Source organism: Salmonella sp. 32070601201500089SM, from assembly GCF_017573605.1.
In the GTDB taxonomy this organism is placed as follows: Bacteria; Pseudomonadota; Gammaproteobacteria; order Enterobacterales; family Enterobacteriaceae; genus Salmonella; species Salmonella enterica.
On the sequence record NZ_JAGETK010000002.1, the window covers coordinates 399126 to 415066 of the forward strand.

Here is a 15941-nt window from a genome sequence, read left to right on the forward strand (position 1 = left end):
GGTAATAAAGTGCAGCGAGCGCGTTGTTATCTGTTAGGCGAAACGGCGGTCGTCCTGGAACTTGAACCGCCGATTACGCTGGCGAGCCAGAAACGCATCTGGCGTCTGACGCAGCGTCTGGTCGATATGCCGAACGTGGTGGAAGCCATTCCCGGGATGAACAATATCACCGTGATCTTGCGGGAACCGCAAACCCTGGCGCTGGATGCGATTGAGCGTCTGCAGCGCTGGTGGGAAGAGAGCGAGGCGCTGGAACCGGACTCGCGTTCGGTTGAGATCCCGGTGATCTATGGCGGCGCAGGCGGGCCGGATCTGGCGGCGGTGGCACGGCACAGCGGTTTGAGTGAAAAGCAGGTCGTGGAGCTACATGCCTCCGTTGAGTATGTCGTCTGGTTTTTAGGCTTTCAGCCTGGCTTTCCCTATCTTGGGAATTTACCAGAACCGCTCCATATGCCCAGACGCGCGGAGCCGCGCCTGCAGGTTCCGGCCGGTTCTGTCGGCATCGGCGGCGCGCAGACGGGGATTTATCCATTATCCACGCCGGGCGGCTGGCAGCTGATCGGCCTCACGCCGTTGAAGTTATTCGATCCGATGCGGGAGCCCCCGGTTCTGCTACGCCCTGGCGATAGCGTACGCTTTGTGCCGCAAAAGGAGGGAATATGCTGAATATTATTCGCGCGGGGATTTACACCTCCGTGCAGGATAGCGGGCGTCACGGCTTTCGTCAGTCGGGGCTGAGTCACTGCGGTGCGCTGGATAAACCCGCCTTTCAGACCGCTAATCTCCTGGTCGGGAACGATGCGAATGCCCCGGCGCTGGAAATCACTCTCGGTCAACTGGTTGTCGAATTTGAAAATGAGACCTGGTTCGCTCTTACCGGCGCAGGCTGCGAAGCGCTGTTGGATGATCAACCGGTCTGGACAGGCTGGCGATTGCCGGTAAAAGCGGGTCAACGTCTTACGCTGCATCGACCGCTTCACGGGATGCGTAGCTATCTGGCGGTGGCGGGCGGTATTGCTGTGCCGGAGGTGATGGGATCGTGTAGTACCGATCTGAAGTCCGGTATCGGTGGGTTGGAAGGACGGCTGCTAAAAGATGGCGATTGGTTGGCGACGGGTAAACCATCGCGACAGTTTAGCGGGCCGCAGGGCGTGAAGCAGTTACTGTGGGGGAATCGCATCCGTGCGCTGCCGGGGCCGGAATACCGTGAATTCGATCGCGCCTCGCAAGAAGCGTTCTGGCGTTCGCCATGGCAGCTCAGTCCGCAAAGTAATCGCATGGGCTATCGTTTGCAGGGTCAATCGTTAACGCGGACAACGGATCGCGAACTGCTGTCGCACGGTTTGCTGCCCGGTGTCGTGCAGGTGCCTTACAACGGCCAACCTATTGTGTTAATGAATGATGCCCAGACAACTGGCGGCTATCCGCGCATTGCCTGCATCATCGAGGCAGATATGTACCATCTGGCGCAGATCCCGCTAGGGCAACCGATCCATTTTGTGCAATGTTCGCTGGAAGAGGCGCTCAACGCGCGCCGCGAGCGTCAGCGCTATCTGGAACAGCTTACCTGGCGGCTTCAGCATGAACATTGATTTAAATGCGGATGTGGGCGAAGGCTGCGCCAGCGACAGCGAATTATTAACGCTGGTCTCCTCCGCCAATATCGCCTGTGGTTTTCACGCCGGTGATGCGCAAACCATGCTGACCAGCGTGCGCGAGGCGCTGAAAAACGGCGTGGCGATCGGCGCGCATCCCAGCTTTCCGGATCGGGATAATTTTGGGCGGACGGCGATGGTTTTGCCGCCGGAAACGGTATACGCCCAGACGCTGTACCAAATCGGCGCGCTGGGGGCGATTGTCCAGGCGCAAGGCGGCGTGATGCGCCATGTCAAACCGCACGGTATGCTCTATAACCAGGCGGCGAAAGATCCTCATCTGGCACAGGCGATTGCGAAAGCGGTACACGACTATGATCCGTCACTGATACTGGTTGGACTGGCGGGAAGTGAGCTGATCCGGGCCGGTGAGCGCCATCGCCTGGTGACGCGGCAGGAGGTGTTTGCCGATCGCGGCTATCAGGCCGACGGTAGCCTGGTGCCGCGCATGCAACCTGGCGCGCTGATTCACGACGAAGAGCAGGCGCTGGCGCAAACGCTGGATATGGTACAAGCCGGGAGAGTGAAAAGCGTTACTGGCGTGTGGACGACTGTCACGGCGCAAACGGTGTGCATTCATGGCGACGGCGAGTATGCGCTTGCATTCGCTCGCAGGTTACGCGCCGCGTTCAATGCGCGTAATATACACGTTATTGCCTGAGAGCCCGACGATTGAAGCTATTATATTACGGCTGCTAAAAATTATCGTGTTCTGTTCTCTTAATGTCAGGAAGAGGGATTTATTCAATACTATATAAATCCCCTTATAATATATTATTTTAAAAATAACCAAGTGATGCTGTAATAGCCAGTATGATGAGCTTATTGCTGTTAGCAGCAGAGTTTTTGAAAATCATTATGATATTGTTAGCTATCGCCATCTAATCAAACCTCCGGGGCGGGTAAACTACCTGACTCTTTATTACCCCTTTCTGATTGATTTACCTCACGATAGCCTCATTTTTAGCATTTATATTCCTCATCATGACGACTTATCAGGAGATTGAAGCCAGATTGATTCGCTGTTTCACTATCACGTCATGGATAGCGTGCCAGATTGCCAGCTATATGGATTTTAAGCTGTTTACGCATAGCAACTTTTTTAGCGAAAATTAAACTCATCTGATCAGTGATTTTTTAGTATATTACTCATTTTGTTATGATGGATTTGTTTTGTGAAAAGAAAATATCTTACGCAAGAAGAGATTGAAAAACTGCTGTCAGCGACCGACAGAATGCCCTTCCCGGAAAGAAACCGCTGCTTAATCCTGATGGCGTTTATTCACGGCTTCCGGGCCAGTGAGCTGCTGGGGCTGCGCTTGTCGGATATTGATCTTGCAGGAAGACAGCTTTATATCCGGCGCCTCAAAAATGGCTTTTCAACGTGTCACCCCCTCCTTCCCGATGAGTATAACGTACTGAAAAGCTGGCTCAGGGCCAGGAAGTATCTTGAGAAAGGGGCTGACGGAGACTGGCTGTTCCTGTCGCTACGACGGCATCCGCTCAGCAGGCAACAATTTTTTTACATACTTCGTGAGGCAGGGCGGTTGGCCGAATTAACGATAGCGCCACATCCTCATATGCTGCGACATGCCTGCGGCTACGCCCTTGCTGATAAAGGGATTGATACACGACTCATACAGGACTATCTGGGGCACAGGAATATCCAGCACACCGTAAGATACACCGCAAGTAACGCCGGGCGTTTTCATGGAATATGGCGAAAAAAACGTCGAGTATAACCGTACGTTCTGATTCAAAAAGTTAAGTCCGCTTCGCGCTTTCATCATCCTCTCAGATTTACCCCTTCCACACAAGAGTCATGCAATCGTAATCTCTTGCTTATTAAGGAGTTATCCATATAACAATAAAAAAACTAAGGGAAAATTCACCTGGTCCAACCAGCACTATGCTGTATCCATTTTTGTCCTGCCTGCATAAAATGTTAATTTTAAGTGTTAAAAAAACGTATTAAATAATATTTAATGCTGATTAATTATAATATCAAAGAATTAAATCCTTTATTTTACTTTTTGAATCATATTGTTAAATCACAGAGAAATCTGTTCAGGGAAAGCTGATTTACATAATCAACATATAAATCAATAGATTACTGTGTTTTCTATTTGTCATTTTGTACTCCGCACAGGGCAGAATTACCCTGCGGCAGGAGCATTTACTACCAGGGGGACTGACGGCCTGTGCAGCCGAAAAGCAGAACCGGACAGGGTGTCAGAGTGCTGTGTTTAGATAGGGCCAGACGTCATTTTTCATACAGACATGGAATGGCTCCCGGTCCACGAAAGGGTGCGGACATGTTGTTTCCACAACACGAAGCTGCCGTTGCTGGCGCAGCGCCGGGTCGGCAATGGCCAGAGGAGAACAATCTGATGACGCAAGAATATGCGGAAATGTCCACCGGAAGGGGGGGGACCAGTAAGTGCCGGTACAGTATGGGCGCAAAAATATTTTTGCTCCTGCTGGCGGTCTCCACCGTCGCAGCGTTGTTCAGCCTGTACCAGGTTCTGACGTACTGATATGCAGACGTTAACCAGAGTACTGCCGCCTCTCCGGCTGATTATGTTTTGTCAGTCAGGCGAAAATCCTACGCAGTTTCCGGATACCGGCGGCCTTTGCGTGGAGGACTGCGTTCGTCTCAGGACACCAGAAGGGCTGCTGGATCGGTTGCGTCGGTGGCCCGGCGCGATGGTGATATCCGCCGGACGGCCATCAACCCAGCTTCTGCTGTGGCAACAGGTTTTTCTGCGTTATCCGCGGACAGTGGTTTTTTGCAGCAGTAACGCGTTTTTACCGGTTGACGTCAGCGTGGAAGGTTACTTCCGCCATCTGAGGCTGATTAAACGCGCCATGTCGGTAAGGGTTCTGGCCAGAATGGCTGAGCTTGCCATATGGTCATCACTACAGACATCGCCTTACGAGGAGGAGATGAAAAGCGCGTTGAGCGTGCCGGAGCTGGTGATGGAGATAAACAGCCGCACGCTGGTCAGGTTACTGTCAGAGCGTCTGCCAAAACAGGGACGGCGGGTGCTGGGATTACTGTTGTCAGGCTGTAGCCCGGAAATGACGGCCCGTATGCTGGGAACCGGCGTGAGGCAGGTCTGGCTCGCGGAGCAGACGCTGAAACAACGCTGGGATATCCCGACAGGAGTACCGCTATCTGATGCGGTAAGAATAAGGATACCGGACGTCGGTCCGGACATCAGTCAACAGAGTGGGTTGGTAAAAACTGGGGCCGGTAACGCACCGGATTTATGCTGACAGCATATTTACATCATGCCGCGCGGTATTCAGACCCATAATGTTGCGTTCTGAATGAGTTATCTTCACAAAATAAATATGGCAATCATCGTTGTCCGGAAATACCGCATAACGTGTGACATTAATGAATCTGTAATCAGTGCGAGGGTTTACGCGCTGTGGCGGTAGCGTGGAATTATCTGGATGCGTTGAGTAAATTTCACTTTACCCTTCTGATATAAATGAAAATGGTTCTGGATAAACTATCTAATATTATCTGTGTCTGCGAACAGAGTGACAAAAATAATGCAACGTAAAAAGATACTAATTGTAGGTGCGGGCCTTTCAGGCGCAGTAATAGCACGCCAGTTAGCCGAGCAGGGACATGTAGTCAATATTATTGATCAACGTTCGCATATCGGTGGTAACGCTTATGATGCCCGAGATGAGCACACGGGTATTATGGTGCACGTTTATGGTCCTCATATTTTTCATACTGATAATGAAACTGTATGGAATTATGTAAATAAATACGCTGAGATGATGCCTTATATCAATAAGGTTAAGGCCACAGTAAATGGTCAGGTATTTTCTCTACCTATCAATCTTCATACCATCAATCAATTTTTTGGTGTCGCCTGCTCACCTGATGACGCCAGGAAATTACTGCTTCAAAAATGTGATAGCACCATTCTGGAACCACAAAATTTTGAGCAACAGGCCTTGCGTTTCATTGGTAAAGAGTTATATGAAGCCTTTTTTAAAGGTTATACCATTAAACAATGGGGGCTTCATCCTTCCGCGTTACCCGCTTCTGTATTGAAACGTATCCCTGTTCGTTTTAATTATGATGATAACTATTTCAATCATAAGTTTCAGGGAATACCAAAATTTGGTTATACACAAATGGTCAAGTCCATTGTCGAACACGAAAATATCGCTGTTGAACTATGTCGCTCCTTCACTCAGGAAATGCGGACAAATTATGATCATGTTTTTTTCAGTGGCGCGCTGGATGCCTTTTACTCCTGTCAATATGGCCGACTGGAATATCGTACATTAGACTTTAAAAAAATAATTTGCCAGAGTGATTATCAAGGATGCGCAGTAATGAATTATTGTTCAATAGATACTCCTTATACTCGGATTACTGAGCACAAATATTTTTCTCCGTGGGAGAGACATGAAGCTTCAATATGTTATCAAGAATATAGTCGGGAATGTGAAGCTGGTGATATACCCTACTATCCTGTTCGCAGGGCAGATAAAATGGATTTACTGAATAAATATCTGTCGCGGGCTAAAAAAGAAAAAAATATTACTTTCATTGGTCGTCTTGGCACTTATCGTTATCTCGATATGGACATCACGATAGCTGAAGCATTACAGACGGCGGACGTATACTTAACGTCGCTATATGAACAAAAAGAAATGCCAGCTTTTACAGTTACCGTTTGATGAAGTGTACAGCGCTAATCGTAACTTTTAATCGTCTTGAAAAATTAAAAAAAAGTGTGCGAGAGACTGTTAAGGCGGGTTTTTCCTCTATTGTTATCGTTAATAATGGCTCAAGCGACGGTACCAGGGAATGGCTTTCTTCATTAAGTGAACCTGGCATCACGATACTTAATCTTAAAGATAATCTTGGTGGTGCTGGCGGATTTAAAGTAGGTAGTCAATATATATGCTCATATAGTAATGCCGATTGGGTATTTTTCTATGATGATGATGCTTACCCGGAAATTAATATTTTAAAGCATTTCTCGTTATTAGATACCTCAAGATACCGTATATTTGCGTCGCGAGTTCAGGACACCTATGGGCGGTCTTGTCGGATGAATTTGCCTTTCATTAGGGTCCCATCTACGGTGTTTGAGACTATTTATTATGCGATGCGCCCAGAGAGGTTTTCTCCAGTAAGAACTCAGGTTACTGATGTTCAAACTGTGTCATTCGTTGGTATGATTATTGATCGAAAGGTATTGAATAACCATCTTAACGATATCCATGATGAACTTTTCCTTTATTATGATGATTTTTTCTTTGGTTATAAGCTAGTATTGTCCGGGCAGAAAATTCGTTACTCCCCAGAAATTAAATTTATTCATGATATCTCTATTCATGGAAAGTGTATCTGCCCCGAATGGAAAGTATATTATCTTTGTAGAAATTTGTTGCTGCTGAGAAAACTTTTACCCGTTCCCAGGATATTCAGTGTTCTTTCTATAGTGTTACGCCTCTCTAAATATCTCGCCATATTACCATGGCAGCGTAAGAAATTTCGTTATCTATATTTTATCTGGCAGGGAATACTTCATGGACTTAAAGGTATTAGTGGGAAATATCATTAGCAGGACGAAGAGATGAAAAGGTTATGTTATTTTGTAAATTCAGACTGGTACTTTGATTTACATTGGACAGAACGTGCGATAGCGGCAAGGGATGCGGGTTATGAAATTCATATCATAAGTCATTTTATTGGTGAAGAGATTATAAAAAAATTCAAAACGCTTGGTTTTATTTGTCACAATGTGTCTCTTGTTGCTCAGTCATTTAATATGTTTGTTTTTTTTAGAGCATTCCTTAACGCTCGGAAAATTATTAAAGAGATTAATCCTGACTTATTGCATTGTATTACGCTCAAACCTTGCCTGATTGGTGGGGTTAGCGCCAGGAGAAGTAATAGTCCAGTTGTTATCAGCTTTGTCGGACTTGGTCGAATCTTTTTATATAATACCGTGCCAATGAGAATATTGCGTGCGTTAACCGTTTTGGTTTACAAATATATTGCCGGTAATAAGCGTGGTGTTTTTATTTTTGAACATGATAAAGATCGACGAAAAATATCGCGTTTAGTAGGTATTGATTATCATAAAACTATCGTTATCGAAGGTGCTGGAATTAACCCGGATATTTATAAATTCTCTATAGAGAAAAAACATGAGATACCGATAGTCCTTTTTGCAAGCCGAATGTTATGGAGTAAAGGTCTTGGCGATCTCATTGAAGCAAAAAAGATCCTCAGACAAAAAAATATTCATTTTGTTTTAAATGTTGCAGGTATATTGGCCGAGGACGATAAAGATGCTATCCCTTTGGAGCTCATTCATCACTGGCATAATGAAGGACTAATTAACTGGCTGGGACGCTCTTCGAATGTATATGAGCTTATTCAGAAATCGAATATCGTTGCATTACCATCTATTTATCCGGAAGGAGTACCACGGCTTTTATTAGAGGCATCATCTGTAGGACGTGCATGTATTGCTTATGATACCGGCGGATGTGATAGCTTAATTATTCATAACTATAATGGGTTGATCGTGAAAAGTAATTCAGCTCAGGAGTTAGCGGTAGAATTAGAGTATTTGTTAAAAAATCCACAGATTCGCTTAGAGATGGGGGCGAATGGAAGAAAACGTGTAAAGGAATTGTTTTCCAGCATATTAGTCATTAATAAGACATTGCAAATTTATAAAGACACTATTGGTTGCTAACACCATAAAGTGCTTATGAAGTAGGTCAGTGTTTAGATAAATAGTATGTAAATATTATAGAAAATAAATAAGTTATATTTTCATATCGTTAAAGAATAAGTTCTTCAGGTAAAGGTGACACGGAAACAATGAATGATTTGAAAGAAGCTCTGGCCAGGCACCAACTTTGGATTTCGCTAGGTTGGAATGATGTCCTAGGACGATACCGGCGATCGGTGTTAGGGCCTTTTTGGATAACGATTTCGATGGGGGTCACCATATCAGCGATGGGACCTCTTTACGGTTCGCTGTTCAGTTCTGGTTCCGAAAATTTTATCATGCATCTTACTTTAGGTATGATCTTTTGGGCCTTTCTATCAGCAACTATTAATGAGTCATGCGGAATATTTAATGAGTCCGCATCAATTATTAAACAATCTGACCTTCCGCTATATTTATATATATTACGTGTTTTCTATCGGCAGTTTATGATTATGTTGCATAATTTTATCATTATACCTTTCGTGATTTTTTTTACCAATACATCGGTAAATCTTGATATTCTCCTTTTTATACCTGCAATTGTAATAACATCCATCTCATTAATTTCTACAGGTATGATTCTCGCCATTTTTTGCACAAGATATCGTGATATGGGACCGGTTGTTCAAAGTGTGGTAACGTTGTGTTTTTTTATAACTCCCATCATTTGGACATCGGAACAATTACCAAAGGGAAGAAAGGAATTTGTTGATTATAATATTTTTTATTACTTTATGGAGATGCTCAGGAAACCATTAATGGGAACTGTACCAGATGTAACTATATGGTTTTACACAATAATAACCTCTATTATTATGTTGATGGTCTCAACCTTAGTGTTGACTAAATATCGCTCAAGAATCGTATACTGGTTATAATTAATGAAAATCTCTTGCAAAAACGTTGGCGTAATACTCCCTATATTTAACTCCAGCCACCGTTCATTTAAAAAAACTTTTCTACAGGCTGCTTCAGGTGGACGAATTGGCTCATCGAATACCGGGATTATTGAAGTAGAGGCATTAAAAAAAATTGATTTTACGCTTACCGAAGGTAACCGTCTTGCGCTTATCGGACACAATGGTTCGGGCAAAACAACTCTTCTGAGAGTACTTGCAGGGGCCTATAAACCAACTTCAGGGAAGTATGAATGTATTGGTCGAGTCACCAGCCTCATTGATCCCATGATGGGAATGGATGGTGAGCTTACCGGCCTGGAAAATATAAAACTGAGGGGACTATTTCTCGGTCTGTCAAAAAATGAAATAAAAAATATTACAGAAGATGTCATCGAGTTCAGCGAGTTAGGTGATTTTATTAAAATCCCCGTTAGAACGTATTCTAGTGGTATGGTTCTGAGGCTTGGTTTTTCTATTTCTACTGCAATTAATCCTGAAATTTTACTGATGGATGAATGGATGAGCGTGGGTGATAGTGATTTTAAAAGAAAAGCAGAGATGAGATTAAATAGCTTTATCTCTAAAGCGGGCATTATGGTAATGGCCACTCACGATGATGAACTGGCTAAATCTGTATGTAATAAGTTCATCAGGCTTGAGCACGGTGAAATAGTTAGCAAAGGCGGATTTTAATATTCTTATTGCAGTATTTATATCACTACGCGGTGAGAAATTTACTATTTTATAATAGCGTTACCCCAGATAATATAAATTTATAGGTTCGTTATGTATTTTTTACTTCAAAAAGTAATTTTACCAAACATTGATCTATGCACGGAAGAGCAGCTTTATTTCAGAACTCAGGGCGGGAAGTATAACTATACCTCACGTAACTTACTTGTTCCGCGTCATAAGGTTGCATATTTTGATACTTTTTTTAATGCATTCTCAATTAAGAAATGGAAAAAATATACAACCTTAACATCACTTTTTTTGCGGGTTAATATAATTGGTCGCGGAACTATAACTGTAAGGCATAAAGAGAATGGTGTCATTAGAGTATTAAAGCAAATTGATTTTAAATCGTCATGTAATATTAGTGATGAGATTGAGATTGATATATCAAAAATAAATTTTGGATATATCTATGTGGAGTGGCAATCAGACGAAGACTCTGTTTTAAATGGATTTGAATTTCTGACTAAAGATCATGTTAGTAAATCATCTATGGCTTTAGTTATAACAACTTATAATAGAAAAGAAGCTGTTACTAAAACAATCAATAGAATTAATAAAACACTCTTAACCCAGAGCGAATTTAAAGATCGTTTTAAATTGATTGTCGTTAATAATGGCGAGGCGATTAATCACCCGTCAGGAAACGGCATTATAGTTATCAATAATGAAAACCTCGGTGGGTCAGGCGGGTTTATGAGAGGTTTGATAGAGGCAGGGAAAATCAACGATGTCAAACATGTCATATTTATGGATGACGACGGCTCATGTGAAATTGAATCGATTTGTCGAACTCATGCTTTTTTACTGATGGCTAAAGACAAAAATACAGTTGTTACTGGCTGTATGCTTTTTGAAGATAACCCGGCAATCATACATGAATCTGGTGCCATATGGCATAGAGATTTTTTACATTACCCGGATAAACATTATCTGGATGCTCGGGAAATAGATTCTTTAGATACTTTTGATAATGAAAGAAAAATAGGCTACGGTGGATGGTGGTTTTTTGCCTTTAATATTAACGCTATTGAATATTACTCATTTCCTTTCTTTGTTCGTGGTGATGACCTGCTATTTGGATATATGCATAAAAAACATAATATTGTCACACTTAATGGTGTGGCTTCGTGGCAAATGGATTTTGAAAGAAAAATATCGGTTCTAAATAGCTATTTGAACTTCAGGACTGTTGCTGTACCTGCATTAATTAGTAAAAGAAAGTTTGCTGCACTACTGTTAAGTGTTTTCTTTGTGCGGGAAGTCTTTCTTGCGAGTTTTTCATGCCGCTATGAACTTGCCAGAGCAATGATTATGTCATATAACGATTGTCTTTCTGGACGGGAGTTTTGGGAAGATAATGTAGATCTTCTGGAGATAAGAAAAAGAATTAATGCAATAACTCATAATGAAAAATTCAATGTAGAAGGTATTGATATTGTTAATGGTTGTGTTGATTACCCATGTTCTGGTAAAGAAAAAGCCATCTACAAATTTTTTAGATGCATAACCCTTAATGGACACTTAATTCCAGCTTTCTTTTTAATTAAAAAACCAATCGTGGTTGATTATCGTCATTATCACCCTACTAAGTTTTCATTCCGGAGAATTACTATCTATCATTTAAATATAGAAAATGGCAAATTATTAAAACTTACCCACTCAAAAATGGAGTTTTTTAAAGTTATTATTAATGGTTTGTTTACGGCAGTCAAAAATTTTTATCGGTTTAAATCTGCAAAAAAAGAGATGAAAAATAGTTTGCCCTATCTTACCTCAAAGCTCTTTTGGTATAAAAAATTCAATAAAAAATCTGAAGATAAATATTAAACATGATGTAAGTGGTGTTGATGAGAATTATACCGATTTTTTAATTATATGACTATGATAATCTTAGGTATGGTTCTGTTGCTACACCTTATCTGGTGTCAGTCTAATAAAATATTATAATCCTTACCCAATGTCAGCATTTATTCATAGGGTGTTAATTTTTATATATACCGTAAAACGCGAAATCAGAATATGGAAAAGAGTCTTTTAGTTATTGTCCGACATAAACCTGGGCGTACTCGTCTATTAATGCGGGCCTTGCAATCCATTAATGACCAGACGTTCAAAAAAATAAATATCATCATTTTCTGCATGGAGGAAGAATTGAAATGTCACAATGTGGATGATTTTTATCTGAAAGAACTGTCAAATATATATAGTGTTATCTACGACGAAAGCTGTATCTTTAATGCTATTAAGATGTCTGAATCTAATTATTTATGCTTTATGGATGATGACGATTCCTGGGCCCCTGAATATGTGTCAAGGCTACTCAGTGTTTTGGCGAATATACAGTCAACGTATTCATCTGTAAATGCAATAGCATGCCATACAAATAAAGTTGCTGAGATTGCGGAAAATAATAGAATAATTATAAATTCAACGCAACCATGGAACCACTATTTAAATTCTGGCCCTGTTAGTTTTGATGTTATTTATTACAGGAATTCTATTCCACTTTCCTCGTGTTTATTCGATAAAAATTCTGTTATCGATATGATTGAAAGTCATAAATTATCCTCTCCTGCATTTTTCTGGCCTTTTTTTATTCATTACCTTGCAGAAAATGATGTTTGGATCTTACCTGAAGCACTGGCATTTTATCATTTCAGAGAAAATGATGACTTTGAATTTGGCAATTATACCGTAATTAACAATGAGTTATTTGATATAGAATGCAAAATTGCAGAAAATAAAATGATGAGAAGTATTGATGACTCATCATTGCTCAATGTGTTACTTTCAAATATTGCTAACAATAGTCTTTTTCATAAAATTTCTTATATTGAAAATAAGATTAAATAAAATATGGATATGAACTTTAAAAAATACAAGACCGTAAGCTTTGATATCTTTGATACATTGGTTAGCCGGAGGATTTACCGTCCCAGAGATTTGTTTTCATTAATGCAATCAACTTTAGCAACTGAGAACTTTTTTATATCAGCGTACGAGATTGGTATTGTTGATAATTTCCCAGAGATAAGAGTTCAGGCGGAAGTAAGTGCCAGAGAGAATAGGGGCAGGCGTTTTGGCGGCGAGCCGGAAATACTCATATCTGAAATATACGATGAAATTTTAAAAAAGCATCCGCAGCTTTCACCAGCGACAGTAAAAAAGATAATCGATCTGGAAATACAAATGGAGAAGATTGTTTTATATAAAAATGCGCGTGGAAGCTGTTTGTTTGAAAAGGCTATTAGTGATGGTTGCAAAGTCATTTTAATTAGTGATATGTACCTTCCATCAGTAATATTAAAGGAGTTGTTAACATCATGTGGCTATGATATCAGTAACATTCCAGTTTATTCATCTGGCGAAGAGCGGTACTCTAAAAATAGTGGTAAATTATTTTCAATAGTCAAGAAAAATGAAAATGTAGATATTGCATCGTGGATGCATGTTGGCGACAATGTTCATGCTGATATTCTGAATGCTAAAAAACTCGGCATAAATACTCTCCATGCTGATTGGTCAGAGTATAATCATGGGATATCTAATCATTGGAAAGCTAAAGATATTATTGGTGAATCTATTTGTAAGTCTTTATTACTTAAACAAGTGTCTGCTTTCCATCAAAATGATCCTTTAAACGAGATAGGATTTAAAGTATTTGGTCCGTTATTATTAGGTTATGTATCCTGGTTAGCGAATCAGTTAAAGATTCATAAAATTGATAAAGCGCTTTTTTTAGCACGCGATGCTCACTTAATCTATAAAATTTATAATGAATACTTTTCAGAAGAACATGTAAAATGTGAATATTTATATATATCCCGCGCATCAGCTTATATGGTGGGGATGACTGATTGGCCGATGCACAGGATTTGGCATCTTTTTGGTGGTAAGAATAAGAAAAGTATTAAAAAGATACTTGCTATCGCGGGGTTAGATGCGAGTGAGCATATTTCAGATATACATCATGTTGGTTTTCCTGACGAGGAGTATATTCCTGTTTCAGGAGAGGAACATAAGGTTCACTGGCTTATAAATAAATTATTTCCATATATTTTATTAAAAAATACTCAGCACAGGGAAGTTTACGCTGATTACTTTAAAACGGCCTGTGAAGGTTATAAAAATATAGCACTTATCGATGTAGGATGGATGGGTAATATTCAATCAGTATTTGCTCGTTCTTTAGGTGCGCAATGGGCAGAAAAACAAATACATGGGTTTTATTTGGCAACTTTTGCTGGCGCCAATGATAACCGATCTATTTATAATAAGATGTTTGGTTGGCTAACCAACTATGGCCATCCCAACGATAAGTGTGATCTTTTCTTATCAGGAGGGGTGGAAATAATGGAGTTCGCTATGGCTGACAATACTGGGTCAACAATTGGCTATAAAAAAACGGATAATGGAATAATTCCTGTACGTGAAGATAGCAGTGGTTCTGAAATTGAGTATTTAAAAAAAGCAGCAAGATTGCAATCAGGGATTATTTCTTTTTTTGAGTACGTCAAACCGCTCATACAAAAAGGAAATTATGCAGCACTTAGTAGTGTTGTATTGTCAGAACCTTTTTTTGAATTGATAGCCAGACCCTCAAGCGTTCAACTGGACGCCTTATCTTCCCTCACACATTCAGAGTCCGCGGGATCTAACGCAGAAAGAATCGTGCTAGCCAAGAAACTGCCTTTAAAGGATAAACTTTTTCCCGGAGAAAATTATATCAAAGAGTTGAATGCCAGTTATTGGAAAGAAGGCTTTAAAAGGATCAACAGAAAAAAATTTTGGGCAAAATATAACTAAGCGTCATTTAATTCCGGTAGGCAGACAATCATTATTGGGCGCTCGCCCGACAAGGGCTGAGTCGATTATGCCCTGGCGCGATCATGTTAACCCTGACGGGGAAGTGGTCTCGTGCTGCGATAATGTTATTATCACTGAATACCACCGCCTGTTTGTCCATCCGCTGTGGATGTTCATTATGGTGTTCGATGTGCATTCCAGATAGTCAGAGGCGGTGTAGTCCATTAATCAACTGTTAACAAAGGATATTATCATGCCTGAAGGCCCGGAAATTCGTCGTGCGGCGGATAATCTGGAGGCGGCAATCAAAGGCAAACCCTTAACCGATGTCTGGTTTGCCTTTGCACAGTTAAAACCGTATGAATCGCAGCTTACCGGTCAACTTGTTACCCGGATAGAGACGCGGGGAAAAGCGTTATTGACCCACTTTTCAAATGGCCTGACGCTCTACAGCCACAACCAACTCTATGGCGTATGGCGGGTGATCGATACTGGTGAAATACCGCAGACCACGCGTATATTGCGCGTCAGGCTACAAACGGCGGATAAAACTATTCTGCTTTATAGCGCGTCTGATATCGAAATGCTGACAGCAGAGCAGCTCACGACGCACCCTTTTTTACAGCGAGTCGGTCCGGATGTGTTGGACGCGCGTCTTACTCCGGAAGAGGTTAAAGCTCGATTGCTGTCGCCGCGTTTTCGCAACCGACAATTTTCCGGACTGTTGCTGGATCAGGCCTTTCTGGCGGGATTGGGGAATTATCTGCGCGTTGAAATCCTCTGGCAGGTAGGGTTAACCGGACAGCATAAAGCGAAAGATCTCAACGAGGCGCAACTGAATGCGCTTTCTCACGCGCTGTTGGATATTCCGCGCCTTTCCTACACTACTCGCGGTCAGGCGGATGAGAACAAGCATCATGGCGCACTGTTTCGCTTTAAGGTTTTCCACCGTGACGGCGAAGTGTGCGAGCGGTGCGGCGGCATTATTGAAAAGACAACACTGTCCTCACGCCCGTTTTACTGGTGCCCGCATTGCCAGAAATAGCCGGAACCGCCATCGGCGAGCG

General features: G+C 41.9%; 17 protein-coding genes. All 17 read left to right on the forward strand.

What is annotated here, in order from left to right:
• The first annotated feature begins 9 nt into the window (after positions 1-9).
• The 17 genes from pxpB to nei all read left to right on the forward strand — a co-directional run bounded on the left by pxpB (position 10) and on the right by nei (position 15919).
• Positions 10-666, forward strand: coding sequence for a 5-oxoprolinase subunit PxpB (gene pxpB / locus J4728_RS05495; protein WP_001188371.1), 657 nt, complete (start codon positions 10-12; stop codon positions 664-666).
• Positions 660-1592: a 5-oxoprolinase subunit PxpC gene (pxpC, locus tag J4728_RS05500; RefSeq protein ID WP_023193270.1), complete on the forward strand. Its 933-nt coding sequence runs from the start codon at positions 660-662 to the stop codon at positions 1590-1592. The genes pxpB and pxpC overlap by 7 nt, the downstream gene beginning before the upstream one ends.
• Positions 1582-2316: a 5-oxoprolinase subunit PxpA gene (gene pxpA / locus J4728_RS05505; protein ID WP_208211384.1), complete on the forward strand. Its 735-nt coding sequence runs from the start codon at positions 1582-1584 to the stop codon at positions 2314-2316. The genes pxpC and pxpA overlap by 11 nt, the downstream gene beginning before the upstream one ends.
• A 323-nt stretch (positions 2317-2639) precedes the next feature.
• Positions 2640-2771 carry a hypothetical protein gene (locus J4728_RS05510; RefSeq protein WP_001521652.1) on the forward strand — a complete coding sequence of 44 codons (132 nt, stop codon included), beginning with the start codon at positions 2640-2642 and terminating at the stop codon, positions 2769-2771.
• A 59-nt stretch (positions 2772-2830) separates the two neighbouring features.
• Positions 2831-3397: a tyrosine-type DNA invertase gene (locus tag J4728_RS05515; protein WP_000824704.1), complete on the forward strand. Its 567-nt coding sequence runs from the start codon at positions 2831-2833 to the stop codon at positions 3395-3397.
• Positions 3398-3856: 459 nt separating this feature from the next.
• Positions 3857-4192, forward strand: a complete 336-nt coding sequence (locus J4728_RS05520) for a hypothetical protein (RefSeq protein WP_208211386.1) — start codon at positions 3857-3859, stop codon at positions 4190-4192.
• Between the two features lies 1 nt (position 4193).
• Positions 4194-4934, forward strand: a complete 741-nt coding sequence (locus tag J4728_RS05525; RefSeq protein ID WP_001194239.1) for a hypothetical protein — start codon at positions 4194-4196, stop codon at positions 4932-4934.
• Positions 4935-5219: 285 nt separating this feature from the next.
• Complete coding sequence (glf, locus tag J4728_RS05530) at positions 5220-6371, forward strand: UDP-galactopyranose mutase (RefSeq protein WP_001524621.1); 1152 nt, start codon at positions 5220-5222, stop codon at positions 6369-6371.
• Positions 6368-7264, forward strand: a complete 897-nt coding sequence (locus J4728_RS05535; RefSeq protein ID WP_000973916.1) for a glycosyltransferase — start codon at positions 6368-6370, stop codon at positions 7262-7264. The genes glf and J4728_RS05535 overlap by 4 nt, the downstream gene beginning before the upstream one ends.
• Positions 7265-7276: 12 nt before the next feature.
• Entirely contained in the window at positions 7277-8410 is a 1134-nt protein-coding gene (locus J4728_RS05540) for a glycosyltransferase family 4 protein (protein ID WP_000824901.1), read from the forward strand.
• Between the two features lie 128 nt (positions 8411-8538).
• Positions 8539-9309 carry an ABC transporter permease gene (locus J4728_RS05545; protein WP_000998823.1) on the forward strand — a complete coding sequence of 257 codons (771 nt, stop codon included), beginning with the start codon at positions 8539-8541 and terminating at the stop codon, positions 9307-9309.
• Between the two features lie 3 nt (positions 9310-9312).
• Positions 9313-10023 carry an ABC transporter ATP-binding protein gene (locus tag J4728_RS05550; RefSeq protein WP_000702849.1) on the forward strand — a complete coding sequence of 237 codons (711 nt, stop codon included), beginning with the start codon at positions 9313-9315 and terminating at the stop codon, positions 10021-10023.
• Between the two features lie 93 nt (positions 10024-10116).
• Positions 10117-11895, forward strand: coding sequence for a glycosyltransferase (locus J4728_RS05555; RefSeq protein ID WP_000273737.1), 1779 nt, complete (start codon positions 10117-10119; stop codon positions 11893-11895).
• A gap of 192 nt (positions 11896-12087) precedes the next feature.
• Positions 12088-12921, forward strand: coding sequence for a glycosyltransferase family A protein (locus tag J4728_RS05560; RefSeq protein ID WP_023228239.1), 834 nt, complete (start codon positions 12088-12090; stop codon positions 12919-12921).
• A 57-nt stretch (positions 12922-12978) separates the two neighbouring features.
• The gene (locus J4728_RS05565) at positions 12979-14874 is read left to right on the forward strand and encodes an HAD family hydrolase (protein WP_208211396.1); all 1896 of its coding nucleotides are present in this window, start codon (positions 12979-12981) and stop codon (positions 14872-14874) included.
• A 67-nt stretch (positions 14875-14941) separates the two neighbouring features.
• The gene (locus J4728_RS05570; RefSeq protein ID WP_001145916.1) at positions 14942-15079 is read left to right on the forward strand and encodes a hypothetical protein; all 138 of its coding nucleotides are present in this window, start codon (positions 14942-14944) and stop codon (positions 15077-15079) included.
• 48 nt (positions 15080-15127) lie between these two features.
• On the forward strand, positions 15128-15919 hold the full coding sequence (gene nei / locus J4728_RS05575; RefSeq protein WP_001113968.1) for an endonuclease VIII: 792 nt from the start codon (positions 15128-15130) through the stop codon (positions 15917-15919).
• The last annotated feature ends 22 nt before the right edge of the window (positions 15920-15941 follow it).